General features: G+C 60.8%; 20 protein-coding genes and 2 pseudogenes. 17 read left to right on the forward strand and 5 right to left on the reverse strand.

Going from position 1 to position 26,369, the window contains the following annotated elements; translation table 11 throughout:
• Nucleotides 1-1,112 precede the first annotated feature (1,112 nt).
• Nucleotides 1,113-4,799, reverse strand: coding sequence for an ATP-binding protein (locus ACMGFE_RS15830; protein ID WP_436926199.1), 3,687 nt, complete (start codon nucleotides 4,797-4,799; stop codon nucleotides 1,113-1,115).
• 116 nt (nucleotides 4,800-4,915) lie between these two features.
• On the opposite strand from ACMGFE_RS15830, the pseudogene ACMGFE_RS15835 reads away from it, so the two are divergent.
• The 4 genes and pseudogenes from ACMGFE_RS15835 to ACMGFE_RS15850 all read left to right on the forward strand — a co-directional run.
• Nucleotides 4,916-5,050 (forward strand): annotated as a pseudogene (locus ACMGFE_RS15835) (DUF7558 family protein); the annotation flags it as partial.
• A 71-nt stretch (nucleotides 5,051-5,121) separates the two neighbouring features.
• Nucleotides 5,122-5,424 (forward strand): hypothetical protein, encoded by a 303-nt coding sequence (locus ACMGFE_RS15840; RefSeq protein ID WP_436926200.1) that lies wholly within the window; start codon nucleotides 5,122-5,124, stop codon nucleotides 5,422-5,424.
• Nucleotides 5,425-5,845: pseudogene (locus ACMGFE_RS15845) on the forward strand (hypothetical protein).
• A 732-nt stretch (nucleotides 5,846-6,577) separates the two neighbouring features.
• The gene (locus ACMGFE_RS15850) at nucleotides 6,578-8,251 is read left to right on the forward strand and encodes an alpha-L-arabinofuranosidase family protein (protein ID WP_436926201.1); all 1,674 of its coding nucleotides are present in this window, start codon (nucleotides 6,578-6,580) and stop codon (nucleotides 8,249-8,251) included.
• 59 nt (nucleotides 8,252-8,310) lie between these two features.
• On the opposite strand, the gene ACMGFE_RS15855 is transcribed toward ACMGFE_RS15850, so the two are convergent.
• Together ACMGFE_RS15855 and ACMGFE_RS15860 are read right to left on the reverse strand one after the other, a co-directional pair.
• Nucleotides 8,311-8,760, reverse strand: a complete 450-nt coding sequence (locus ACMGFE_RS15855) for an HVO_A0114 family putative DNA-binding protein (RefSeq protein ID WP_436926202.1) — start codon at nucleotides 8,758-8,760, stop codon at nucleotides 8,311-8,313.
• A gap of 24 nt (nucleotides 8,761-8,784) precedes the next feature.
• Nucleotides 8,785-9,123, reverse strand: a complete 339-nt coding sequence (locus ACMGFE_RS15860; protein ID WP_436926203.1) for a toxin-antitoxin system TumE family protein — start codon at nucleotides 9,121-9,123, stop codon at nucleotides 8,785-8,787.
• Nucleotides 9,124-9,969: 846 nt separating this feature from the next.
• Here ACMGFE_RS15860 and ACMGFE_RS15865 point away from each other — a divergent pair.
• The 7 genes from ACMGFE_RS15865 to ACMGFE_RS15895 all read left to right on the forward strand — a co-directional run bounded on the left by ACMGFE_RS15865 (nucleotide 9,970) and on the right by ACMGFE_RS15895 (nucleotide 16,921).
• Nucleotides 9,970-10,779 (forward strand): DNA-binding protein, encoded by an 810-nt coding sequence (locus tag ACMGFE_RS15865; protein ID WP_436926204.1) that lies wholly within the window; start codon nucleotides 9,970-9,972, stop codon nucleotides 10,777-10,779.
• A 665-nt stretch (nucleotides 10,780-11,444) separates the two neighbouring features.
• The gene (locus ACMGFE_RS15870; RefSeq protein WP_436926205.1) at nucleotides 11,445-12,080 is read left to right on the forward strand and encodes a DUF6735 family protein; all 636 of its coding nucleotides are present in this window, start codon (nucleotides 11,445-11,447) and stop codon (nucleotides 12,078-12,080) included.
• Nucleotides 12,081-12,179: 99 nt separating this feature from the next.
• Nucleotides 12,180-13,121: a transcription initiation factor IIB gene (locus ACMGFE_RS15875; RefSeq protein WP_436926206.1), complete on the forward strand. Its 942-nt coding sequence runs from the start codon at nucleotides 12,180-12,182 to the stop codon at nucleotides 13,119-13,121.
• Nucleotides 13,122-13,342: 221 nt separating this feature from the next.
• Nucleotides 13,343-13,867, forward strand: coding sequence for a hypothetical protein (locus tag ACMGFE_RS15880; RefSeq protein WP_436926207.1), 525 nt, complete (start codon nucleotides 13,343-13,345; stop codon nucleotides 13,865-13,867).
• Nucleotides 13,868-14,056: 189 nt separating this feature from the next.
• Nucleotides 14,057-15,472, forward strand: a complete 1,416-nt coding sequence (locus ACMGFE_RS15885) for an ATP-binding protein (RefSeq protein WP_436926208.1) — start codon at nucleotides 14,057-14,059, stop codon at nucleotides 15,470-15,472.
• A 330-nt stretch (nucleotides 15,473-15,802) separates the two neighbouring features.
• The gene (locus ACMGFE_RS15890; protein WP_436926209.1) at nucleotides 15,803-16,264 is read left to right on the forward strand and encodes an SWIM zinc finger family protein; all 462 of its coding nucleotides are present in this window, start codon (nucleotides 15,803-15,805) and stop codon (nucleotides 16,262-16,264) included.
• Between the two features lie 129 nt (nucleotides 16,265-16,393).
• Nucleotides 16,394-16,921, forward strand: a complete 528-nt coding sequence (locus tag ACMGFE_RS15895) for a DUF7342 family protein (protein ID WP_436926210.1) — start codon at nucleotides 16,394-16,396, stop codon at nucleotides 16,919-16,921.
• 198 nt (nucleotides 16,922-17,119) lie between these two features.
• On the opposite strand, the gene ACMGFE_RS15900 is transcribed toward ACMGFE_RS15895, so the two are convergent.
• Complete coding sequence (locus tag ACMGFE_RS15900; protein ID WP_436926211.1) at nucleotides 17,120-18,343, reverse strand: RNA-guided endonuclease InsQ/TnpB family protein; 1,224 nt, start codon at nucleotides 18,341-18,343, stop codon at nucleotides 17,120-17,122.
• Complete coding sequence (locus ACMGFE_RS15905; protein ID WP_138781446.1) at nucleotides 18,344-18,487, reverse strand: DUF2080 family transposase-associated protein; 144 nt, start codon at nucleotides 18,485-18,487, stop codon at nucleotides 18,344-18,346.
• A gap of 416 nt (nucleotides 18,488-18,903) precedes the next feature.
• On the opposite strand from ACMGFE_RS15905, the gene ACMGFE_RS15910 reads away from it, so the two are divergent.
• Genes ACMGFE_RS15910 through ACMGFE_RS15935 form a run of 6 tightly spaced genes read left to right on the forward strand, consistent with a single transcriptional unit; the run spans nucleotide 18,904 to nucleotide 26,275 of the window.
• Nucleotides 18,904-19,311, forward strand: coding sequence for a hypothetical protein (locus ACMGFE_RS15910; protein WP_436926212.1), 408 nt, complete (start codon nucleotides 18,904-18,906; stop codon nucleotides 19,309-19,311).
• Nucleotides 19,312-19,355: 44 nt separating this feature from the next.
• Nucleotides 19,356-21,014, forward strand: a complete 1,659-nt coding sequence (locus ACMGFE_RS15915) for a DUF8186 domain-containing protein (protein WP_436926213.1) — start codon at nucleotides 19,356-19,358, stop codon at nucleotides 21,012-21,014.
• The gene (locus ACMGFE_RS15920; RefSeq protein WP_436926214.1) at nucleotides 20,999-21,847 is read left to right on the forward strand and encodes a twin-arginine translocation signal domain-containing protein; all 849 of its coding nucleotides are present in this window, start codon (nucleotides 20,999-21,001) and stop codon (nucleotides 21,845-21,847) included. The genes ACMGFE_RS15915 and ACMGFE_RS15920 overlap by 16 nt, the downstream gene beginning before the upstream one ends.
• On the forward strand, nucleotides 21,844-23,238 hold the full coding sequence (locus ACMGFE_RS15925) for a TrbL/VirB6 family protein (RefSeq protein WP_495849301.1): 1,395 nt from the start codon (nucleotides 21,844-21,846) through the stop codon (nucleotides 23,236-23,238). The genes ACMGFE_RS15920 and ACMGFE_RS15925 overlap by 4 nt, the downstream gene beginning before the upstream one ends.
• Nucleotides 23,239-23,240: 2 nt before the next feature.
• A complete protein-coding gene (locus ACMGFE_RS15930; protein ID WP_495849302.1) occupies nucleotides 23,241-24,257 on the forward strand; it encodes a TraC-like domain-containing protein in 1,017 nt (338 codons plus the stop codon).
• Nucleotides 24,254-26,275, forward strand: coding sequence for a VirB4 family type IV secretion system protein (locus ACMGFE_RS15935; protein ID WP_436926217.1), 2,022 nt, complete (start codon nucleotides 24,254-24,256; stop codon nucleotides 26,273-26,275). Before ACMGFE_RS15930 ends, ACMGFE_RS15935 begins: the two co-directional genes overlap by 4 nt.
• Nucleotides 26,276-26,369: the final 94 nt, after the last annotated feature.

Consider the following 26,369-nt stretch of genomic DNA (forward strand, 5'->3'; position numbering starts at 1 on the left):
TGGAAATGGAGGTGGGGATCCAGAGGGGAACGACGACACTGATCAGCAGTCCGGTGTGGCTCCACTTCCTGTGAGGCGCCCCGTCATTGCACCGGTATCCCCGGTACATGGACGATTCACGGCATCTTGCAGGAGAAATCGGGTTCAGACAACAACCACTACTCGGTGGGTGGCCAGTACACTGTCCCGCTTCTCCGCAATATTGTGTGTCTCATGGCGTGTACTGACCGCGAAGGCAGGGTGAACAGGAACCAACCGGACCAGTTGAACGGTAGAAACCGGACGTATTCTAGAGAGAGGGCTTGAGACCCTCGATTCTGGCAGTCGTGGCCGCGGATTGCGACGAGAGTGGGGAACTAGTTCCGGAAGAACGAGCGTACAAGCGCCTCTGGCAGGCGAATACAAGCGAATCGAAGATCAGCATCGACTAGGGATCGATACGCCAGGAATAGCGATTTCCCCGGAGTTTGGGGCTGAAACAGGACTACAAAGGCATCGAATCAGGACGGATCATCGACGCCACAATCCCGATCACACGGGGGGTATTCGAGAAGCGGCGCGTTGCCCCAAGTACACGGACGATCTGCCGCGAATTGGCGAATCGACCCCGAAAGAAGTCGCGTCTCGATGCCCGCGAATTCATCGCTTTCGAGGCCGCTCACATCGGATTCGATCTTAGCCGGCGCATCCAGCCGCGGCGGAATGCAACGCATCTTTTGTCGTCACAGTACATCCCCACAGAGGACACCTATTGCGGGAGATTACGGCCGTGTACTTCCTTCGGCGGATCGAGCTCGCCCGATATCCCCCGAGTGAGCGGTCGTGCTCCCGGAGATTCATCGATTCGGGAAGATGGGGCGCCATTGGGACCATGGAGCGCTGTTGGGCCACCGATTTCCACTCCGCGAGTAGACGAGAGCTGGGCAAATTTCTCCCAAGAGAACCATCGTTTCAGATGGAGCGAGAGTGCCGCCTGGACTGCAGTATGATCGTGACGATCTGGTTTCCGGCTGGTCCGATAGACGGCAGGGTCGACCCCATGTTCACGAGGTGAAGACCGACACTCAAGAAGTCATTGTTCGCTGACAGGCGTACCGATGCAGCCGCCTTCCTCACTGACCCGCAGCGTCGAGGAACTGGTTGTGGAACGACCCGATAGTGTAGATGTCCGTGAAGCCAGGTTCGTCGAAGGAAATGCGCGAGAGGGCGTACGACTCACTGTAGGTCCTCTCGACGCGCGGCTCACCCGAGCCGGGATTGTGGAGCGCTCGGATGATCTCATGGCCCTCGCTTCGGCCTTCGACGATCCAGAACGCACGGTCGGGATCGCAGGCGGCCATCTTGTCGTAGTCGGCGGGGACCGCCCGAAGCGTATCGTGATTCGACCGCTCGGCTTCGCCCGTGATCACGACGTCGCCATCGGTATCGAGCACGGCGACGTCCAGCCGACCGCCCTCGACCGGGTAGTAGGTCTCGACCGACGCGCTCGCATGCTCGGGGTCGTCGACGAACTTCGACTCGAACGCCCGCGCCATGGACTCGACCATCATGACGTGCAGACTCGACTCGCTGAGGTCGCCGACGCCGTCGCCGTGTGCCCGGCCTTCGCGATGGGCGGCATCGATGCGGTCGCGCCCGTCCGGCGTAACCGTATAGAGCGTGTGCGGGTACTCTCCGTCGACAGTGAGCAAACCGTCGAGGACGAGCCGTTCGAACTCGTCGTCGGAGAGGCCGGCGTAGGCCCGTAATCGCTCCATCCCATCGCGGACGATGTCGTACTCCCAGTCGGTGTCATACCGTTGCTGGTGGGCGTTATAGACGAGCTGGAGGAACAGGAGCTGGGAGTCGGTGTACTCGAGAGTCGAACGCTCGCCGGGCGAAAGCGTCAGTCCGACGTGGATCGGCGGGACATCCAGTCGGTTGATGTCATCCCGGTCGCCGTGACAGTCGACCGCAGCGAGTAGCTCCGGGAGGCGCCGCCCATAGCGCGTCTCACAGGTTTCACAGACGAGCGAGCCCGACGGGCCGTGATATTCGATGCCTGCGGGTAGGCGGCGCGTGAACGGCAGTGTCGTCTCTATGGGCGCGTGTTCGGTCCCCATTTCTGTAGGTGTCGTCTCTGTATCCGACGTCTCACTCGTCGCGGTGTCCATTGGCGTACTCGTTCGCATGACGGATACTCCGTGGCGTCGCGAGCGCTCGCTACGCTGGGTCTGTGCGGCCTCGAACGTCGCTTGGCGGGCGGCCGATAGCGGGTCGTCGCCCCCGGGGTGGCCGGGTGGGAGTGCCAGGGATTCCAAGAGGATCGGGCGTGGCGGCTCGCTGGCGAACGGTGCCGGGAGCGAGGCCAACCATTCACCGGCCGCGAGGCGGCCAAGCCGCGTGGCGACTGCCTCGGGCGGCATGTCCTCGGTCGCCAAACGCCTGGCCAATGCCGGGTCGTCTGTGACATTGCCCGTGACGACCGTCCCGATGTTATTGATCGCTTCCTCGTAAGTGGCTTCATCGACGCGCTTGAGCTGACGGGGATACTGCAACGAGAGCGTGACGCCGACACCGAAGCTCCGCCCCTCTCGGAGGAGGTCGGCGAGAATCCCGGAGGCTGCGACCGTGGCCGCCTCTTCGATGTGGACGGTGACCAGCGGCGGGTCGCCAGTGGCGTACTGCTGGCTTCGCTCGCGGTCACGGCGCTGGAGCGCCGTCCACAGCTGAGAGAGGACGACCAGCGTCACGACCCGTTGGGGCTCGCGACGCATCTCGTTCGTGTCGATGATGATGACGCAGTCCTCGTCGAGTTTCGACCGCCAGTCGATAGGCTGGGCCGCGGCTCCATCGCTGTCGGCCTGAGGCGCGTAGTTGAATAGCGGCGCGATCCGACTGTCCATCGCCGCAGTCCCGATCCGGCGGGCGGCGCCGGCGACGATCTCCTGAAAGGTGTCCTCGCTATTGTCGGCGATCCGCTGGAGTTCCCGACGGAGGCCCTCGTCGATGACCGGCGGCGCGTGGCTGGTCTCGGCGAACCGGCCCATCCGGCGCTGGAGGTCCACCAGCGTGAACTGGTCGCTGCCGTGGACAGGATCGAACATGGCCTTGACGACCGCTTCGATGACCAGCGACGACGTGAACGCCTGGTCGAAGTGCTCGGAGCCCATGATCGCCCGGAGGAGCTCTTCGGTGTGGTCGGCGACGTCTTCGACGGCCTGCGAGCGAGCGATGCCCGACGCTTGCTGGCGAGTCACGTCGAAAAACGGTGTCGCGGGCACTTGCTCGGCCGTGTTGAATCGATAGACTGACTCGAGCGTTCCGTACTCGGCGTAGTGGGCTCGCTCGTAGTCGTCGGCCATCTGGCCGTCCTTGGACTCGATGATGATCGTTGCCCCCTCGGTCGCTTCGTGGTTGGCGAGCAAGCCGTTGACCCCGAGAATGCTCTTGCCCGACCCCGTCCCACCGGCGATGAGTTGGTGGCGATGCTGGAGTGTGGGCGGGACGGCGAGTGGCGTCGGGGCGTCCACGCGGTCGCTCGTCTGGGGAACGCCCAGCGTGAAGCCATCCGTCTGGTATGTCTCGAGAATACTATCGGGCGGTAAATCGAGACCCGTGCGCTCGCCGGCACGCGTCTCCATGGCTCGCGTGGTCTGTTCGGGGAGGCTGGCGCCGCCGACGAGACAGAACTGCCCGACTGTGGCCGGGTCAGCAACGATTCGCGGATGGGTGTTCGTCGACAGGGGGATCGAGATACCGAGGAGTCGTTCGAGCCGGCGACTCAATGCGACACCGCGGACTGTCCGACTCGCGAGGTCAGCGGCAAGTGATTCGGCGCCATCGCTGTCGTGGGCGTAGTGAGTGGTCGTGAGTCGGTAGTGATTCTGGCCAACCTCGGCGAACGCCCCGTCGATGTTCTTCAACGGTGTGGTGGTACTGGAGTCCGTCCCGAAGGCGACGACCCGCGTGTTGACCCGGAAGGACGTCCGGGCGTCGACGGCCTCGATGGCCTCGATCCGCGACTGGAGGTTTGCAGGGATGTCCTCGCGTCGCCGGCGTTCGGTCTCGGGTTCGAGGCCGGGGAAGAATCCTTCGAGGAGGATATCCGCGATCCCGCGCTGTGGGTAGTGATACTCGTCGATGGTCGCGTGAGCCTCAGTCTGCCAATCGGGCTTCGGTTCGAGGAGCGTCTGGCAGACGGTCGGGACCGCAGCGTCGGCGAGAGCGTCGACGACGGTTGTCAGCGGCCAGTTCGTCCGGTCGTCTTCGGAGAGGGCGTCGACCGTCCTGAGCCGAGTCTGCCAGTCACCCGATCGTTGCTCGTCGGCCTGGACTTCCAGTCCCGCGACCGGTCGCTCGGCGAGTGGTGTCGACTGGCCAGTCGCTCCGTCGACGTCGACAGATGCGCCGTCGTGATCGGCTGTTTCGTCCGTGGTATCGGCGACTGCAACAGCAGCAGGGGCAAGTGCGTCATCGTCAGCGGCTTCGCCATCGTTAGTAGTGGTATCAGTGGCTCCCAGTCGTGCGGCCAGTGACGTCGTCGTGGTGGTCAACTCGTAATCGGTCGGGAGGGCGCGACGCAACTGTGCGCGAAGGCGGTCTGCATCGATGCCGTCAGCGCCGAAGAGATAAGAGACGCCGTCGTCGGCACCGCTCGTGAGCAGCAACATCTCGATGGTCGGCGGGTCACCGTCACCCGCCGTCCCATGGAGCGCACGAAAGGCAGTCGTGGCGTGGGCCGGCGTGATCGCAGTCGTCGTCGGCCGGATCTCAATGTACGTTCGGTTGGCCGTCAATCCGTCATCGCGGGTCGGCATTTTCGATAGACAGCGGCCGGATTGATTTGTACATCACGGTCCGCCAGTGGGTAGTTGCGTGATACCAGCAGCCACGAGCGTGAGTGGGAGCTTTGTCACTCAGCTCTGGTGAAGGTCTCGCCCGGCTCACGCGGGTTCGCGTCGAACTCGACCCCCTCGAAGGCCCGTTGCAGTTGTGCGAGTGATGGAGCCCCGGTGGGCCAGCCACCTACTGGAAGCGTGGCCTTGAGGCACATCTAGTGTCTGGGTGACACTTTGCCGAACTTGGCTCACATTGTACACACAAGAAGGGCGAAGTGGGTAGGCTCACAACGAACACCTAATGAGTAGCGATAAGAAGCGCGTCCAGTTCCGGGCGCCACACCGACTCATCGACCGGACAGACGCCCTCGCGGAGGTTCTCGGCGAAGACCGGACGAATATCCTCGTAACCGCGCTCCGGGAGTATCTTCAGGATGCCACCCACGACGACGCGCTGACCCAGGAGATCGTCGCCGCCTATTACGACGACGAGATCACTGTCGAGCAACTCAAAACACTCGTCGACGCCGAAGAGGCGGCGAATCTCCGAGTGTTGAAACAGCAGTTGGACGAGGACTTTATCGAGGAGACCGCCGACACATAGATACCGATCCTCGTCGCGGATGCCTCCGCTCTCGTAAGTCTCGGGATTGTTGCTGACGACGATCCCGATCCACTTGCGCTTTGTTACGACCAATACGAGGTCGTCGTCCCAACGGCGGTCATTGCGGAACTCAAAGAGATCACCTCGTACATTGACGCGCACGGTCGTGCTGCATCCCTTGTCCTCGATCGAATCAAAGCGCTAGAAACACGGTAATGAGTGTAATCAACTCGGCTTAGTCCATGCCTCGCTCGCTGATACACGGCTCGTCACGACGCCAAGGCTCCTCTCGGTGCTCGTTCGAACCGAACAGCTCTCAGCTGCCAATGCGCGAGTGCTCCTCGACGCGATCAGCGATGCCCGTAGCTGGGACGCGAACAGCTACGTGCAACGAGCGAGCTCGTTGTTTGAAGAACCGTGAAAGGTCGCGGTCGCTTGGTCTCCTTGGGATACGATTCCCAGCATCATCGCACCCAGAGCGGACAGAACGAGCCCAGCAACTAGCATCGCTTCGAGCCACGAAAGCACAACAGACGCAGGAGAATACAGTGTAGGGAGATGAGTCCCCTTGACACATCACCGCTCGAAGCGGATCGTTCCGCCCCTACTATGGTACCTATTGTAGTATCGAGCAAGGCAATCATACATGACGGACAACTCCACAGGGCCAGTCCGCATCAACGTCAAAACCGACTGGACGAGCGAGTGGACGGTTGACACCAATGTGTTCGGACGGTTCGCCGAACACCTCGGCGGGGCCGTCTATCCCGGCGTGTTCGAAAACTACGTTCTCAACGGTTCGTTCGACGTGTGGAACATGTCGGCCGATCCGTGGACTGCCTTTCCGAATGTCGACACTCAGGAGGGCATCGCGACCCCGTGGGAGCCGGTCGGATCAGCGGGCGGGACGACGTTTGAACAGCGCGTCGGCGGTGTGCGCGGGCGCGATGGTCCAGGGGCTCTCGTCGACGGTGTCGAAGTCCCAGACGGCAAGCGTCTCGACCCGCCCGATGTGACTGAATCGCGCTACCAGCGAATTGGGAACGATACTGACGGAGAGGCGGGCATCGGGCAGCGCCTCGCTCTCCCGGACCGACGAACCGACTCGTTTGAGGTCTGTCTCTCGGTAAAGGGGGAATGCTCGACGTGCGTTGTGGGACTCGAAACCCCGGATAGTGACGTGCTCGCTCTCGAAACGATCCCGGTCTCCAGCGAGTGGGAACGCCACGAGGTCTCGCTTTCGCTGGATAGTGAGAGTCCCGAGCGCTACGCATCGCCCCAGTACGGGGAGTATCTCCTGAACATCAAGAGCGAGGAAACAGGCGTCCTCGACGTCGATTGGGTGACGCTGATCCCAGATGATGCAGTCGAAGGGGTGTTCAATCCGGAAACGATCGAGCGACTGCGGGAAGCCAACGTGACGAGCCTTCGGTGGCCAGGCGGCAACTACGCCAGCCAGTACCAGTGGCGTGACGGCGTCGGCCCTGTCGCCGAGCGCCCGGTAGTCCCGGTGGCCAACTGGGGTGGCCTCGATCCGAACTACCTTGGGACGAACGAGTGGCTCCGCTTCTGCGAACTCGTCGACGTCGAGGCCTACATCACGGTTCCATTCTGGTCTGCGGCCGGTCCTGAAACAGCCGCAGCCTGGGTCGAGTACTGCAACGGCGACCCCGACGAGACGGAACTGGGCGCGCTGCGGGCCGAACACGGGTACGAGGAGCCGTGGGACGTCACCTACTGGGGTGTCGGCAACGAGGTGTGGGGGAGCTGGCAGATCGGGCGGACCGAAGCGATCGAGTACGCCGATCGGTACGCGGACTACCACGCAGCGATGCGCGCGGTCGACGCCGACATCGAGATCGACGCATGCGGCATCGACCCTTGGTTTACCCAGGTCCACGATGGCACACGCGAGGATGTCACGGTCCCCGCGGACGGCGGCGATCCACCCGTCTGGAATGAGCGTCTCTTCGAACGCGCCGAGTCGGTAATCGAGGGCGTCGACGTCCACCGGTACACGGAGGGTATCAGCGGTCATACCGGTGAGGATGGTGCCCGAGAAGCGTGGCTCGATACGAACGACGAGACGCCACTCGGATACGTCGAGGTTCTAGTCAACGACCCCGGCTCGTGGGGTGAGATGTTCGACGAGGTTCGATCGGTCGCCGTCGACTACGGAGTAGACGATCTCCGGATCACTTTCGGCGAGTGGGGATTGCGCGCCTGGGAGATCGACGAGGGCTGGCCACGGGCAAGTCGCGGGACGATGGCCCACGCGACATTTGCCGCCCGTGCCCTCCAGGCATTGTTGCGCAACGGATGCGACGTCGAACTCGCCCACTGGACGGACTTTTCGCCGTACGTCCGTCCCCATCCCCGCAGCCGAACCGGACAGCATCTCGGCGCGGAGATCTTCCGAGGCGTGGCCGAACCAATCCTGGCAACGGACGACGAGTGGCACCTGATTGAGACAGCAGTCGAAGACAGTCCGGTCCGCGACCGCCCGGCGACAGGCGTCTCGATCCCCCAGGGAGAGGTCGAACTGGTCGACGCAGTCTCAATCGGGACGGCATCCCACGGGCGCCTGCAGACGATCATCGTGAACGGCTCGCTTTCTCAACCGGTCGACGTGGCGGTCGAGTACGGTGACGGCGTCGACGCAGTTCAGGGGTCCCTGTTCAGCGGGAGCGACGACGATCCGTTCGCGCAGGGTGACAGTCAGGAAGACGACGGCCACGAGGTCGAGACGTTCGAAGCGACCGGCGACAGAATCGATCCCCTCGAACTCACGCTCCCGCCAGCGTCGGTGGTACTTCTCTCCAAGTAGCGGTTCCCACGTATCACCCAAACAATAGCCGTTTCAGTCGGGTTTGAAAAGCGCCGTGTTCACGGCGCGGCAGTGGCCGTATCGCCAGTCTCTGGATCGAACGGGAGATTGATGACAAGTTCGTCGAACCAGACGACCGGGCGCTTGCTCTGGCCGTCTTCCTCGAAGAAGATGATTCCTAACTGGGCGAGCCGACTGAGTTCCTCGTGGACGTTCTTCACGTCTCGGTCAACAACCCGTGCGGTCTCGTTGATGCTGGCTGGCTCATCGCGGCGGATGGCTTCGATGAGATCGAGGACGCGCGGTGTCAGCGTCTCCATGAGGTCGTCGTAACTCGTGAACGAGAGTGTCGGCGTGGAATCAACCGCGTCGTCCCGTTCGAGCGCCTCGATCAGGTCGGTGACGTCGTCGTGAAACTCACTGGATGACTTCACGGTCACGACGAGGGTTGATTCGGCCCGAAGCTGTTCGCGCTCCATCGGGTGCAGTGACGGCGTGGTATCGTTCATAGGTATCACCGTGGCGTGATGGCCTCACTTGACCTCGAACTCGGATTTCGGGATCTCACTCCAGAACCGTTCCCACAGTTCGATCATTCCGGGGAACTTGATGACGTCTGGGTTGGGGTCTGGTGCAACGTGCAGTTCGTGTCCCTTGGTGTCTTCGTGTGAGTTATCGTACCGACGAATCGTCCCATCGGATAGCGTGCGGGGCTGGTCCGGTTCCGTCGCACCGTAGTGGAACTTGTAGGCCCACCCGGACGGGTACACGTCACGGTCTGTCCGCATGCAAAACACACGGACGACAGTTCCGTCGGGGTACTTCCGCCCCTCGCTCACGCCATCGAGGTCGTCGTCGGTCAGTGAGGCCATCCTCGTCTATTGGTACACAGACCAATCCTATAGGTCTATTGGTCAGGGGAACAATAGCAGTCGTTGGACCCCCAAATCCTCATACCCTGAAAGCCCTCGACCGCCCGGCATCCCACTACTGTGCGAGACTCCGTCTCGCTGGCCCTCGTTCGCTTCGCTCACGAGAACGCCGCTGCGCTCCTCGTCCCTGCGGTGCTTGCGGGGTCGGGGGATGATCGAGGTAGCCTCGCCCTTTCAATCCGCCAGGGTGTCGGCGGAATATGCAGTCGACGCGGTCGCTGTGCAGATGATACGTTACCGGCCCGCCCCGCTCGCCGCGTACCGCCCGTCGCTTGCTCACGGCTCACTGCGTTCGCCGTTCGCGCCTCGCTTCGCTCGCGACCGACCATTCCGGGCGTGCGGGCGCTCTCCACACCGCGAGCGGCCCGTTCCGGGCTAAAGTGAATGTGCCTTCGGCGCCAGCACCAAGCGCGCTTTCGGTTGCGTCGCCCTGCGGTCGACGGACACGAAAACCGGCTTGTGTGCTGGACGCTCGCTCCGGGCGGGTCGCCGGAAGACTCACTCCGCTCACGGCTCGCGGTGCTCACCGTTCGCTTCGAGGTCTCCCGTCGGTCGACCTTGCACCGTTCGTCTTCCGGGCCCTGCCTCGCTTCGCTCGGCAGGACGCCGCGCGGTGCTGGCTGGTTTTCTTCGACAGCACGCGCTCGTCGCGCCCGGAGGGCGCGAACGAAGGCGCGACGAGCGCGCGCAGATGTGTCTCGTCGGACGTGTCGTCGGAAAACCGCGATGTTAGAGCATCGCGGTGGCGGCGCGTGAGCGCCTTCAGTGGTACCAAGGTAGATACCAATGTCTAGTAACACTCGAGTCAGTAATGAAGTTTCGGTCGATGCACAGGCGGATGAACAGGAACGCGATGCGGTCGACGAACAACCGGAGCTGCGGCGGTCGGTCGAACAGGAGATACAGGGGAAAGTCGATACGAATCATCCGGATGGACGGCTGGCCGGGATGACGCTTGAGGCAGAAGAGCGCTTCAAAGCGCGGGAAGACGAAATTCGCCGTACCCGACAGCGGTGGGACAGGCGGGAATCCTCGGATCGGGAGGAACGGACGCGAGACGTGGTGAGTGGCCAGACGCGCTATGCCTGTGAGGAACCTCCCACGGATCCCCGTGAAGACCTCAGTAGCGAGCAACTGGCGGAGGTGAACAAGCGCGCGGCACAGATCGCGGATGACCTCGAAGGTCGTTCCAGGGCGGGGGCAGCGTATCGACTCGCCAAGAAGGTGCGCGAGGGCGTGGATATGTTGAACGCGGCATTGCTGGTCAAAGAGGAATTACACGCATCCCCGGGAGTTCCGGTACCGATCGATACACTTGAGACGGTGCCTCGCTCGGCGGTAGACATCGAGGGCGAAATCGTGCAGTTATGGGAGCCGAGTAACACGAAGATACAGAGTGTTGGACTCATCGAGGACGAGTCGGGACGGACAAAATTCACCATTTGGGAGCGAAGCGGGCAACCGTGGGTCAGCGAAGGGGAGCGCGTGCGGTTGCGAAACGTCGAGAAGAGCTGGTATCAGGGGCGTGTTTCGGTGGCCGTAACGGGCTGGTCAGAGATGGAGTTCCCCGAGAAAGACCGGTGGTGGAGCGAGTAGGGCGCAAACCCTCTCTGTTTTTATTTTGCCAGACCGGCCCGACCCCACCACCCCACCCACCGCTCCGTGCTCGCTCTCAGCCAGTCGCTGTGCGCGCAGCCACAACCTCCAGCAACGAGGGTGTCATACAACCGGTTCCCGTCCCCATCTTCTCTCTCGCTCTGCTCAGTACAGCCCGCAGTGTGACCAATTGCAGTGGCGCGCGCTGTCGCGGGTTTCATCCCGTGACAGCAGTCGCGCGAGAGATGAGCATCGCAGCGAAGCGAGAAGCGCAGTCGGTTGGGGAGGCGTGTGGCGCGGTGCTGTGCTGGTCCTGGTGGACTGAAAGGGCGAGGCGCGCTCGCGTTCAGTTTAGTCGCTTGAGTCGGCACTATCCGAGCGAAACGAGGATATCCGACTCAGCGACCGCGAGCGCGTCGAGGGCTTTCACCGCTTGCTGTCAGTAGCGGTCCCGTTCACTCGACTTCATTCCACAGCGAAACCCGCAGAAACAACCGATCAACAAGCACAGACACTGAGCAGGAGGTTCATCCTCAAGAGCCCCGAAATCATGATCTCCAATGGGCGGATCGAAGGCAACTCAACAACTCTTTGATAGCGACACTGGGTGATTTTATTGCCCCCTGAAGGGCGCGGGGGTACTGCTGAGTCCCTCGCGAGTACCAATGGGACACCGTGCACTCATCGCCTACGAACGGCCGGATAGTACCTACAATCTCCATTACACCCACTGGGGCGGGATGCATCTCAGACTCAAGCGGGAGATCAGTCGCGAGACACCGTTTGGTGATGATAAATCGAACGAAGCGAGCCAATCCATCTGTGAGCAACTCCTCGAAGCAGCGACCGAGACGGCGATTCAAGAGGCTCTCGACGGCCGTGAATCACCGTCACTCCCGGTGGATATCGACCCGTGGGCGACGCGTCTCACCCTCGACGAGATTCTCACCGATTATCTAGATTGCCTGCACCACGAAGCGTTCTACGTCGTCGACCGTGACTTCGGGGTGACTGCCTACCGAACGCACTGGTTCGGCCTGCAGTACGACTGTGCTGCAGTCGAAACTGCACCCACAGTCGGCAATGGAGCACTCAGAACCGTCCGGTGGCACGATGGCGAGCCGGTCGGCGATGGCTTCGCGCAGGGTGAGTTCCGCGCACTGAAAGCCGTCGTCGGCGACCTCATCGACCGCAGTGTGCTCACGCAGTCGGAGGCTATCGAATTCATGGAGCAGAAGCTCGACGAATGGGTCGGCGATTCTCAGGAACTCATCGTCAGGCGACCGCACGGTATCGAGTGATCCATCGCGATTCACTCGAGATCCGGTGTGCGAAGTTGCGTGTTTTTATGACCCCCTGAGGGGTGCGGGGGGCACTACGAGGCCTCGCGCTGACCTTCGATGGCTACAACAGAACACTTCGAACGAACCTTCGACGACGATAGCGGGCGAACCATCCAGACGACCGAGTGTCCCGAGTGCGACGGGCGACTCATCACAGACAGTGGTGAAACTCGCTGCAACGAATGTGGACTCGTCGTCGAAGGCTGCCGTGTCGATCGACGCGGACCACGCACCTTCGCCGGGGATGACACCGAACGAGAACGCACGGGCGCACCGATCACCGAAGCGCGACACGACCGCGGATTATCGACAGAGATCGGATTCAAGACCGACGGAAAGGGAAACACACTCTCCGAACGGAAACGACACCACTTCGCCCGCTTGCGTCGCGAGCACACCCGGGCGAAGTGGCGATCAAAAGCCGAGCGCAACCTCGCTCACGGCTGTACGGAGATTGCACGGATGGTCAGCGCGCTCGACCTCGATCGGGCTAACCGCGAGCAGGCGAGTGCGCTGTTCCGGTCGGCTCAGGATGAAGGCCTCCTTCCCGGTCGGTCGATCGAGGCGTTTGCGGCAGCCTCGGTTTACGCGGTGTGTCGATGTACGACCGCGACTCGAACGCGCGGTGAAGTGGCGTCGGTCGCACAGGTCGGCCGTGAGCGGGTGATCAACGCCTACGACGTACTCAACGAGCAACTGGACCTACCGGCACCCCCACAGCGACCACGAGAATACATTCCAGCGCTGGCGTCGGCGATGGAGGTTCCACCGGAAACCGAGGGTGTTGCACGAGCACTCGCCGAACGTGCCTGGGAAGCCGGTGAAAGCATCGGTGTTCATCCTGCAGGGTTCGTAGCGGGCTGTCTCGAAGTCGCCTGTCGAGACCACGATGTGGAGATTACGCAGGTAGCCCTCGCTGCAGCGGCAGACGTGGCGCCGGTGACCGTGCGTGCCCATCGCGATCGGATCGAAGCAGCGCGCAGTGGGTGGCGCCAATGAGCCTCTCTTGGATTCGAGGTCACCTGCCAGGCTTCGGTTCGAGCGACGAGCGCATCCACGAGTGTCGCCACTGCGGGCAACCACTCGAATCGACAGTCGACTCGTGTCCGATCTGTGGGCGGTCAGGCATTGCAACCTACGAGGTCGGGTAGACGCTCCGTACGTTCTTCTATTGGCGCCCCGAGGGGCGGGGCACTCGTGTTCGGGTGCTCCAGAAATCCATGCATCCACTGAAACAACTCAGGTTCACGACCCGTGTCGCCAAGCGCGCTCAGTACGAAGCCTTCGAGTTTTCCCTGTCTCCAGGTGGCGCCACGGTTCGCAACGGCAGTCATGCCAATCCGAGCGAGCACGAATATCTCGTCTCCATCACGGATGGGGTTCCCACGGCCTGTGCGTGTCCGGCCGATGAGCACTACGAGGGTGCGTTTGACATCCTTGCCGCCCGCAACCACTACACGGTCGAGGATCCCTACGAGTGCGACGACACGCCGGACTCGCGGCCGACGTTCGGCCTCGATGAGGGTGAAACCGATGGCATCGTCCTCGCGAACGCGCGTGCCGTCGACGGGTCTCTGACCGACGAGTTCGGTGGAACGAACTTTCCACTCATCCACACCGTGCTCCAAGGGACGCGGATCGTCCCGACACCGCGGCTCATCTGTGACTACGCTCGAAACGGACATCTGGCCCAGAAAGAAGCCCGATCGCTGATCACGACGATTTGCCCGCATCGGAACTGGTAAACCAGCCCCTATGTTACGCAATTGCTCCAGCGTCTCGAAGCGTGAGCTGACGCTGTTTGTGGAGCCTTGGTGGGTGAAGGATCGAATGATTGACTCGCCGTATTAGAGATCAAAATATTATAGCCCAGACTATTATATCTCATCTCCTAACTTCGGAGCACATATGTATCTCCCACAACGACTGGGGGTATGGACCAGTTCGTCAATCGTATCGAGGAACTCGATCGGTTGCAGACCCTCTATGAGAGTGACACTGGAGAACTCGCAATCATCTATGGGCGCCGCCAGATCGGCAAGAGCGAACTCGTCCGCCAATCGATTGCCGACCGCGACGATGCCGTGTATTATCAGGCAGTCCAAGGGACAGCGACGACACAGCTCAGGCGGTTCGTCGAGGCAGCAGCGACGACCTATCCAGACATCACGGCCGTCAAAGAGGAATGGGAACCGCTCTTGACGTACCTCACCGACAGAGACGCAATCATCGTCATCGACGAATTCCCGTACCTCATCGAATCGAACGAGGGGCTTCCGTCGGTCATTCAACACCTGTGGGATACGGCCGTCGACGAGAGTCAGGCAACGCTCGTACTCACAGGCTCTGCAATCGGCATGATTCATACCCACGTCCTCGATGGCGGTGCGCCACTCTACGGCCGAGTATCCCAGAGACCGAATGGCCGCCTCGAACTCACCCAGCTGCCGTTTCGCTCGATCCAAGAATTCGTGCCGACGTACGATCCCCACCAACGGGTGTTCGTCTATGGCGTCTTCGGCGGCACACCCCGATATCTCAGCCCGCTCGATCCATCACAGAGCCTCGGAGAGAACGTTACGCGACTGCTGTGCGACCCGGACGGCCCACTCCACGACGAGCCCGAAACCGTCCTCCAGATGGAACTCAACGAGGTGAACACGTATTTCTCCGTGCTGGAATCGATGGCCAGCGGGAACCGCAGTCGAAACGAGATTGCCCAGGGAGCCGGCATCGAGAGCACCAACACGTCGTACTACTTCGACCGGCTGGAAACACTCCAGATCATCGAGAAACACCACCCGGCACTCGCCGATCCGGCGCGCAGCAAGCGGACGCGATACCGGATTCGGGATCCCGTATTCCGCTTTTACTTCCGGTATCTCTACGGCCGCGAGGGACAGTACGAACTCTACGGCGAGAACGCCTACGCGGATCTCATCGAACCGGAATTGCCTGACTTCGTCAGTGAAACGTTCGAATCGCTCTGTCACCAGGCAGTGCCGGCGCTCTATGCAGACTACCAGCTCACACAGGTGCCAAGCCAGTGGTGGTACAAGGGCCGAGAGGTAGATGTCGTCGCACCAACTGACGAATCAACACTGATCGCTGGCGAAGCGAAATTTACCAGCGCCCCTCTCGGCTATGATGTGCTTTCGGATCTCGAAGACGACGTGGAGCACATCGACTGGACGCCCACTGGGGGTGGTGAGCCAACGTATGAATTCGCGTTGTTCAGCCGCTCTGGGTTCAAACGCTCCGTCGAGGAAGCTGCAGACGAGCGTGACAACCTCCGACTCATCGAACTGCCCGATATCGTTGCCGTTCTCGAGAGTGAGAACAGTCAGTAACGCCGGAGGGCCAGTGACCTACGACTTCGTCGTGGGTCAGTGACTGCGGATCTGCTCCTGAATATCGATCACTCTCGATAGCGCCGAACTCCCCGTCGACGAGCAAGCCCGCAACGCAATTCTCATCGATTTCCGTTCACGAGTCGGCCAGTTGTCGAGCGTAGGGTAGCATCGTGCCATGTCGGTTCACTCTCCGACCTACTCGATCGCTTCGCTCGCCCCTTGAGGACGGAGGCTCCACCTTGGGATACGCTGAAAACGAACGCACCGCACGGTCGGTTTTTCGGCGCCACCATGGGTGGGGCGCACAATCGGGCGCTCCGATGAACAATGCATCCACTGCAACAACTCGAGTTCCCGACCCGAGTCGCAAAGCGCGCCCAGTACGAAGCCTTCGAGTTCACCCTCTCATCCGATGGAGTCGTCGTCCGGAACGGTAGTCACGCGAATCCGGACGAACACGAATATCTCGTCACTGTTGAAGATGGCGTTCCTGCAACCTGTGAGTGTCCGGCCGACGAACAGTACGAGGGCGCGTGCAAACACCGGGTTGCGGTGGCGATTCGCCGACCGCTTCTCGATGCTGTCACAGCAGCTACCGGACAGCCAGTCGTGGCAGACGGCGGGGAGGTCGAGCCAGCACTCGTCGCATTAGGTTCTGAGTGCGAATTCGGCGAGAGTGAATTAGGCGCCGAACACACCGTTCCGGACGACGAGGACTGTCCGGAGTGTATCGGTAAGTTCCCATGTTGGGACTGTGTCCGAACAAGACGACGTGACCTTCCGGAGTGAGGCGTCACAACTAGTGCGCAGATCCGCAAAACCAGATCAGTCTGCCCCTCCAGAGATCCGAACCGACGAGTACTTGCATATAATTGAAGAAGCAGAAGATATATTGAGCGCAGCCACCTACAAAGAGGTATGACCGAGTTCGACCCGTCCCCTTCGTCCGATGATACTCAGCGACGGTGGCAGACGGGAACAGACACGTTTGGCCGTGTCTACGACGTCGTCCTCGGGGTTACGTCGCCGACTGCGTACACCGAGATCGCGACGCTTGCGGACTGCTCTCCAAACGCCGCGAAAAAGCATCTCGACCGCTTGGCGGAGATGGGCATTGCCCGGGCCGATAGAGATAGCCGCCCAGCGACATACGAACGAAACGAGGGATATCTCGAATGGCAGGACTCCAGTCGGATCGCAACCGAACTCTCAGTCGAAGAGATCATCGACCGCGTGGAGGCGCTTGAATCGCAGCGGGCGGAGTACGAAGCACAGTTCGGGACGACAGACCCAACGGACATCTCCGTGTTCGATGACGGTGAGCACGAAACGATTCACGAACGAATGGCCGCAGTCAGCGAGTGGCAGGGCGTGATTCGGGATATTAGGCTGTATGAGCTTGCTCGCCAGCTCTCCCAGAACGACGGACATTTGATCCCGGCGTAGATGAGTCAGCCACCGGAGGATTCTGCGCCTCACTCGACAGGCCCACCGGATCGACAGACGTTGCGCCTACTGGAGCGGCATCTCACGTCAGATTCACTCCTCACCGAGACCGCATTCGACCCGGATTCCTACGAACCCCGACGGCTTCATGGATTACTCGACGCTGGACGATACCCAGATTCGGTGAACTACCCCACCCTACCGTTCGCCTGACGGTTCACGCTTGAGGGTGGGGCTTCCTGTTTCCACGACGCGCTTTGCAGACACCGAATCGGTGTCCGTAGGGAGCGCAGTCTCCACAGGCGTTGATTCGGGACAGCCCTCCCCTACTTCTTCGAGACCGCGAGACAGAATGTTCCACGACGCATTCGCGTCTCTGTCCGCCTCAAACCCACACGACGGACACGAATGCTCGCGTACCCACAACGGTTTGTCCGTCTTGACGCCACATGACGCGCATTCTTTGGTCGTGCCTCGGGGGTTGACGGCGACGAACTGTGTTCCTTCACGCTCGCATTTGTATTCGAGCATTCGCAGGAACGTGCCCCACGAGGCCCCGGCTCGGTTCCGAGAGTTGCCCGGTAGTTCGACCAAACCCTTCACGTCCAAATCTTCGACCGCCACAAGGTCGTACTCGCGGGCGTAGTACGCCGAGAGTTTGTGCAAGAAATCACGGCGCTTGCGCTTCAGGTCGGCGTGGCGTCGAGCGACCGTCTTGTGCTGTTCCTCCCAATTGTTTGAGCCGTGTTCCTTCCGCGAGAGGTTGCGTTGAGCGCGTTCCAACCGCTCGCGTTCGTCGGAAAGGTCCGGCGACTCGACGGCGGTCCCGTCGCTGTCGTGGACGTATTTCAGGATTCCCACGTCGATGCCAACTGCGTCAGTCACTTCGTCGGGCTTCTCGGGTGGGTCGTCAGGCGTTTCAACGCCGAGAATGGCGTACCACTTTCCGGTGGGTTCGCGTTTAACCGTGACGGTCTTGACGGTGGCGTCGTCGGGCAGGTCGCGGTGGAACGTGATGGGAACGTCACCAATCTTCGAGAGCCATAGTCGAGTCCGACCACTCGTGTGTTTGAGTTTGAAGCCGGACTGACTGTAGGTGAACGATTGGTACTCGCCCGGTGCTTTCCACTTCAACTCCCCAACGCTGTAGCCGTTCTGCTTCCGGCCTTTGAGCGTCGAGAGGTTATCGTACAACCGCTGGACGACTTTCTGGAGTGCCTTCGAGTGAACGTCGCACAGATCGGTCCACCAGTCTTTCAGGTCCGGCAGACGCGTCTGCTCGGAGTACGACGACGTGTCGTCGTGTCTATTGAGACGGTGGAGGAAATGGTTGTAGACCTGCCTACAGGTATCGACAGTCCACGCTAATCGCTCGCGGAGGTCGTCGGACGGGTGCAGTCGATACCTGTAGTTGTAGTTCATCTATTCGTCGTCGGGGTCAGATGTGCGGACGACTTTTACGTCCGCGCCACGCCATCGTTTCGGGACGTAGACGTGAGCGCCGTTGCCGGTGGCTTTCACGTCACCGTCCACGACTTCGTGGCCGTTGATTGTGAACTGGCCCATGTACGATGTAGATACATTGTAAGGGCGTATAAACGTGTCGGTGGGCCTGTGGGCCGGTCGTTGCAGAGTGTATGTGAGAGGATGACGGCGCTGTATCCTCGCCCTACTGCGCTACTCGGTCGCTTTGCTCCCTGCGTTGCTCCTTGAGGACGGGGCATTAGCGCCCGATTTTAGGTAAACGGCGGGCAAGGATGTCATCTGGTAGGCATCTGATCGCCAACTTTGAGTGTTCCTCTGTATCTGGTATGTAACCGTAGCATATCCACAGTTATCGAGAACTAGTGTCTAATACTACTATTTTCACGACCGATCAAGAAGGTATTTACCAGACTGTTCGACGATATAGTGTACCGTCGCTCGTAACGCCATCGTCTCATGATGAGACGGGATCTGGCACGATGAGCGACAGCCATCTCATGAATGACGATACGACGCAGGCAGATTCGTTGCAGTCGAACCGGTCGGATAATCAAAGACCGTCGCTCCGGACGCTCGGGCTGACGCTGTCGGCCCTCGCCGTCGTCGCCATCGAACCGGCGAGCGCCCAGTCGGTCGGCGAGTCCTTTTGCCAGACGGACATGGCGACGACGATCCGGAATCTCTTCACGCTCATCCAGTTCGGCGGCCCGCTCATCGGCGGGCTCGTCGCGCTCGGCGCGACGGTCGCGATCCCGTTGCTCCGGCGTGTGGACACCAAGAAAGAGCTCAAATCGATGCGGGTACAGGCAGTCGTCTGGGGTGTCATCGTCGCGCCGCTGGGGACGACCATCCTGCAGTTCCTGCTCACGTCCGTCGTGGCTGGTGGCGCCAGTTGCAGCTTCTGAGCCACTCGCTCGGTGCCGGGATTGCGGTTTTCGTCCTGCTAGCGATGAGTGCGTTCGTCGCAACACAGTCAGTTGCTCGCCCCCTGGAGGCTGGAGCGTTCAGCCCAGCCGACGACCACGACCACGGGGACAATCAGAGTCTCTGGTCCCGGGACCGTGACACGATCAACCGCTCCGCGCTCCAGAACCAGACGGGGTCGGCGACCCACTCGCTCGCAGCGACGACGGATATCCCCTTCAACCGGCCACCCGACGCCGTCGAAGCGTGGAATCGCGAACAACTCGTTGAGTTCCCCACCACCGACCGCAGGTCGTCGATCCATCCACCGGGCGCGACGCTCGTCAACGGACAGTTCATCCGCGACGCCTACGCTGAGATATTCACGCTCCAGCCCTCGACCACGGCGCGGCTCACGCCAGATACCCAGCCGCTGTACGTGGCTTCGCAGGGGGAGCTATTCGCGACGTTGGATTACCGACTCATGATTCCGCGGGACGCGGAAACTGCGACGGACCGCTTCACATGGTCGCTACAGTCGCACAACATCTCGGACCTGCAGCTTCTCGTCGACGGCCATCCCGAGGCCGAGCAGGAGGGAACGCAGACGCCGCGCTTTGACTACGATCTCACGAACTATCCAGGGACGAACCACACGCTCACCGTCACAGCGAATTACACGATCGAACTCCAGCGCCAGCACGACTACTGTACGAATCTCACTAGTGCGGGCAACTGCACGGCGTGGGACTCGTCCACGACGAATATTACTGAGACCGTGACCGTCCGAGACTCGCGGACGGTTTCGGAGTACAGGCTCAGCGTCTTCGGTTACTACGCCCGGTATCCAGATGGCGACCTCGGGCTGACCATGTTCAAGAGCGAGCCCTGGCTGGGCTATGCACTTCCCGAAGGGCGGGTCAACGGCGTCTGGCGCTTTTACTCCGCACGAAATCCCAAGTGGGACAGATTAGTGAACTCGACGGCGACTAACACGACGACAATACACTCTCCGATGCATCCGTTGGGAGTATCGGCGTATCCGATCAAGACGGGCCCGACCGCCTCACCAGCCGAGACGGTCTCGATCCTGGAAGTCAACGGCCAGCAGCGCGACCCGCCCACGCTCCCCCCGACGGTCAATCTGGACGTCCTCGAGGAGCCCTACAAATCGAGCTATACCCTGATGGCCCGCTTCGAGACGCCCGGTCGGACCGTGTCGGACGTGACCGCCCACGGGCTGGTCCGCGGTGTCCAGACCGACGTCGACCCGCAACTGTTCGAGGAAGTGCCAATCCACCGCAGTAATCTCACGCTGGCCGTCTTGAACACGACCGCACGGACTGCGACCGTTCGTGTGACGCTTCGGGACGTCGAGACGGGCGAGCCTATCGAGACAGCCGGAAGTGAGGGATACGTCGTTCTCGCAGGCGAGCGAGTCCAGACGGGCCGGGACGGGACACTCACGAAGACGATCGACCGGCCAGCCGGTGCGATCGACGCTCGATTCGAGCCCACGGCGTGGTGGCTGAAGACGACGGGCTACGTCGGCGATTCCGACGCTGTCTCCGTGCAGGGGACGGTACTGTCGGTCGTCAGATCGCTGTACCGGGCTGGCGTACCGGTCGGGCTGTTCTTGGTGGCCGTGTTTCTCATCGATCGGATCACGGGGTTGCCCGTGTGGCCCCCATGGAGGGGATTATGACGGGTGAGAAGAGGTCTCGTCGGCAGTTCCTGAAAAGCGGGCTTGCGCTCACCGCAGTGGGACTGGCCGGGTGTTCGAGTGGTGGCCCAGCCGGGACCGACACCCCGGAGTCTGTCTTCCGGGAAACCTCGGTGTCTGGGAACGCACTCAGGGTCACTCTTCGAGAGGACCATGGGGTGTCGAAGGTCAATCTGATCGATCCATCTGGATCGATATTCCAGTCGGCACAGGTCGCGACTGGTGCAACGACGGTTGAACTGGGTCTGTTCGATTACCGACGAGGGTGGCACTACACGCCCGGCGATCACACGCTCGTTGCTGTCAATGATGGTGAGGAGGTCGAATCGACGACAATCCCGTTGACTCCTGAATTAGAGATTACGGGCGTTGAGCCGTACACTGGCGGGCGGCCAACCCCTTCGAACCGGGCGAATCTCCTCGTCACTGTGGAGAACACGGGGACCGGTCCAACGTGGGTCTACTACGTTGGATACGGGAATGCGCCTCATTCGGCAGCGAACCGTATTCCCACTACGGATTACGCTAGATCGACTCCCCTGCTGAATCTCGAAAAGCCAGAATCTGTGGATGGAGTGATATTGGACCCTGGCGATTCGACGGTACTTCGAGGGATTCGTTCACCGCTGCTCCTCTCCCAGAGCGATCACTGCAATGACTTTGAGACCGATCTGACTGTGATTGTATCCACGGGGGTCGGTGAGAATGGTCAACACGAACTTCGGGCAATCCTTGATGGAGACCCTCTCCGCGCAAACTTCCGGGGGACTTGCAGTGACATCAGAGTAGAATCTCGCGAAGGTGAGACTCAGTGAGTAACCGATCGTACTGGTTTCATCTACTGAGTATCTGTGTTGCCCTCCAATTTGGAGCAGAATCTGTTCGTGCTCAGAGTGGTGACAGTGGTGGCGGTGCACTTGGTGACACCATTGTGTGGGCGATCAAGAATGCCCTCAGAGTCCTTTTTGAGCCGCTCAAAACGCTAATCCAGAATAACGCGAATACTGCCCTAAGTGTCGCGATTGGGACTCCGCATCCGAATGCTGTGTTCATCGCCCCGACAAACAATCCCTGGACCAGTATTTACGGATATTTCTGGGATGTACTCACCCCTCTTTCACTGCTATTATGGGCGCTTTCCGTAGGAATCGTAATATTCCTTGAATCAACAAGCTACCTCTTCAGTAGCTATCACCGTACGAAACTGAAGCGTCGAGCCTTTGCTGGGCTATTAGGCATTCTCGGATGGTGGTGGATGGATGGGCTTGCGCGTCAGTTCACGAATGAATTGGCTATCTTCCTTGCCCCAGATCTGTCGGAGGTCACTCTCTTTGAAACATTGTCTGTCTCCGGCGTTGGTGCACTAGTGACAGCAATCACGTTTTCCGTGGACTTCATTTTGATAGCACTCGTCATCCTCATCTACTTCATCCGAGAAGTCGTCCTCTATCTCTTCACTCTCTTGATGCCGATCCTGATTGCACTCTGGATTCCTGGAGTCGGACCGTTTAGTCTCGTCTCGAAGTTTATGAAGCGACTAGCCGGATTCTATGTTCCGTTCCTCTTCATGACCATCCCAGTGGCCCTTCTGTTCCGCCTTGGGCAGATTCTCGGGGAGAACTTCGGCTTCTCAGTAGAGGGACTCGGACTCTGGCTTACTGCACTCATCATCCCTATCGTCGCGATAGCCTCACCGTTCGTCCTGTTCTGGCAAGCCGGCTCGATCTTCTTCATGGCCCAGAGCGCGTCTCGCCACGCTTCGACGCGACGTGCTCAGTCACGAATGAGTGGAATGAAAAGCGGTGTTGGTACCGTCACCTACGAGGGCCGGAACTTCTCCCGGGGTACACAGGGCAAGTCCGCCCTCAAGCCAGACGGGCAGGCGGTGTCAGGTGATGGCAACTCTCGCGCCCACGCTGCAGGATCCCGACTCAACGATGCAGGTTCGCGACTCCGCGGTGCGCTGGCGCGGTCGTCCAGTACGACTGCCGGTGGAGGCGATGGCTCAGCGGACAACTCACCAGCGCAGTCAGACAACACCGAAGACAGTGCGACTGTGGACACCGACGACGACGAGTCCACAACACAGTCGAACGGACGCCGCTCCCAGAACTTCGACGCACTTCGCGACGATAATCGAACGGGCAACACGAGCGACGACCGAGACAACGGCGCGATCGACGACGAGCCCCGCTACATCCGCTAATGATGCAAGACCGCAATCCCGCAAAACGCATTCCAAAATCGCTCGGTACCGATACAAAACTACTCGGCAGCTACACGATGACGGACCTTGCCGTGGCGTTGTTTCCCGGCGTGGTCGTCGTTCTCTGTGTCCAGGTGCTCCTCCCGGCTGGGCTGACCATCCGCGGCTATCACGTGCAGACGCTTGCACTCCCGCTCGCCGGCGTGATGATAGGACTCGGCGCGCTCTTCGTCTACCTGACGCCCGCGTATACGACCAGCGCCGACTGGGTCACCTCAATGGTGACTTTCCATAGTCGTGCCGCAGACCTTGACCACGAGGCCGCCAAAGAGTACACCCAGATCGAGCGGGTGTATCCCAATCGGAACGCGATCGAACGCACGGACGGGGCAGTCTTCGGGCTCGTGCAGGTCATCCCGCCGACGATGGCGCTGGCGACTAGCGAGGAGTGGGCACAGAAGGCCGAAAGCTTCCAGGACTTTCTCAACACGACCGTCGAGTTCCCGATCCAGATCTACTCGACGACCCAGCCGTTTCCCGTCGATGATCACCTCGCTCGCTACGAATCACGGCTTGACGATCCCGACGTGGAGGCGAATCCCCAGCTCGAGGGGCTTATCGAGAACTACGTCGCGTGGTACGAGGATGAACTCGACCAGCGCCGGATGACGATTCGTGACCACTACGTCGTCGTCCCGGTCGCGCCCACGGAGGTTCGATTCGACGACGCAAGTCTCGCACAGCAACTCGCCGCGGTTCCTCTGGTTGGGTTGTTCGTCCGTGAGTTGTACGCACCCCGTGAGGCCGTCGAGCGACAGGCACTGATCGACGAACTCGACGATCGCCTCGAACGAGTCCGGGCGGGCATCCGCGGTATCGATGGCTGTACAGCCCACCGCATCGATGCGACAGAGGCGACGAAGGTGGTCGGGGAGTACTGGAGCGATGAATCGATGGGCTACGGCCATCTAGAGCAGGTTCTTCGAACTCGTGGTGTCGTCGGAGGGCCAGAGCGATGATCGAGACGCTGTTGTCTGCCCTCCCGACTCGTGAGACGGAGACCGATCCGTCCGGGGAGTCCGAGGGCCCGGATGCAGGCAGCACCGAAGCGGAGCCGCCCACGACAAGCGAGACGGGTGGCGGTGCTGCAGCGGGCGTGAGCGTCGACTACGACCCCTCGAGTGTGAACGGGGGCGGAGACACTCCGTCGGTCCCGGACATCCACCAGACGGTCGTCACGCCCTCGAGCATTGAACGAAAACCCAACGCCGTCCGGACGGGCGAGCAGTGGACGCGAACGCTGTGGGTCGGGGAGTATCCCGATACGCCGATGGACGGTCTCTTCGAGACGCTGTATTCCACGGCGGACACGCGGCGGACGGACATCAGTCTCCACATCTCGCCGCGAGACACGAACGCGACACTGGATACGCTCGAAAATACGATTGAGGACCTACAGGCCGACCGGGAGTATCTCGAAGAGAAGCGGCGTGCGGGTGCCCGAGGCGTCGAGAAAGACATTCAGGACTACCAAGCACTGTACGATGCGCTCAGGAACACGTCGATGAGTGCGTTCGACGTCTCGATGTATCTCGCCGTCCAGGGGGACTCACCCGACGAGTTGAACGTCGACGGCGTCACGAGTACCGCCCGGCAGTCGCCGACGAATCTGACACCCGTCACGCCGCGATGGGCTCAGCTCGACACCTTCGTCTCGGCCAGTCCGGTCGGCGTCGATAAGTTGAACGAGTCGATGGATACGACGACCCCGATGCTCGCTGGTGCTGTCGGATCGATGTTCCCGTTCGTCGCCGGCGCGTTCGCCGAACCCGGTATCGAGTACGGAACCTATGCGCTCAACGAAAGTCCGTTGATTCTCGACCGGTTCGAGCGAGAGACGGGCTACTGCACGATGGTCATCGGCCAACTCGGCGCGGGGAAATCTTTCTCGACGAAACTGCAGTTACTGCGGCGGGCGATGTATGACCAGGACACGGTCATCATCATGCTCGACCCGCTGGAGGGATTCGCCGGTGTGAACGAGGCGCTCGGTGGCGAGCGCATCACTGTCGGCGGGACCCAAGGCATCAACCCACTCGAGTTGAAAGCCACACCACCAGAAGTGCTCGCCAACGCGCCCGATATCGATCCCTGGTCAGAGCAGATCTCGTGGGTGCTCACGTTCTTCGAGACGTTCTTCACGCACGTCGCGACCAATCCCCTTGGCGGCCGCAAGCAAACGCTTCGGCGGGCCGTCCAAGAGGCCTACGAACGGCAGGGGATTACGCGGGCGCCCTCGACTCATGACCGGGAGTCGCCGACGATCCGCGACGTGATCGCAGTCCTCGAAGATCTGCTGGCAGATCCGGCTGGGTTTGGCTACGCGACTGAAGGAGAGCAAGCGAGCGTCGAGGGTGACGCACAATCGTTGTTGACGGACCTTCGGCCTTCGTTCCGTCCGGGTGGTGACCTCGCTAATCTCGCGGAACAGACGGCCTTCGACCTGGACTCGTCGGTGTTGTATCTGGACTTGCACCAGGAAGAAGGGGCGTCCGGTCGCTCGGAGACGAGTCTCATGATGCAGGTGTTGTTCAACGCTGTATATGAGCGAGCAAAGGGCACGGACAAGCGGGTGGTTTTCGCTATCGACGAGGCACACTATCTGATGAACGACGCGACATCGTTGGAGTTCTTAGAGACAGCGGTTCGACACAGTCGCCACTACGATCTCTCGTTGCACTTCATCACCCAGACTGGGGGTGAGTTCGCCTTGACGCCCGAAGCGCGGACGATCGCGAATCTCTGTTCGATCACGCTGATCCATCGCGTGCAAGAGGAAGCCGAGAAACTTGCAGAGTGGTTCGGGTTGAGTGAGCGCGAAGTGAACTGGATTCGTACCGCGAAGGCTGGCAACGACGAAGACGGCTTTTCCGAGGCGTTGCTCGGAGTCGACGAAGAGGGCTGGTTCCCGCTCCGAATTCGAGCCAGTGAGTTCGAGGTAGGGAGTCTCGAACAAACCCCAGAATCGAAGACGTGACAGAATTGGTACCCGTATCACGCATTTACCAGAATTGAGGCGAGAATGCCCCGTTCTCAAGGAGCGAACAGTAGTGAACGAGTAGGGCGGGATG

The sequence above is a fragment of the Halosimplex amylolyticum genome, from assembly GCF_051414035.1.
Classification (GTDB): Archaea; Halobacteriota; Halobacteria; order Halobacteriales; family Haloarculaceae; genus Halosimplex; species Halosimplex amylolyticum.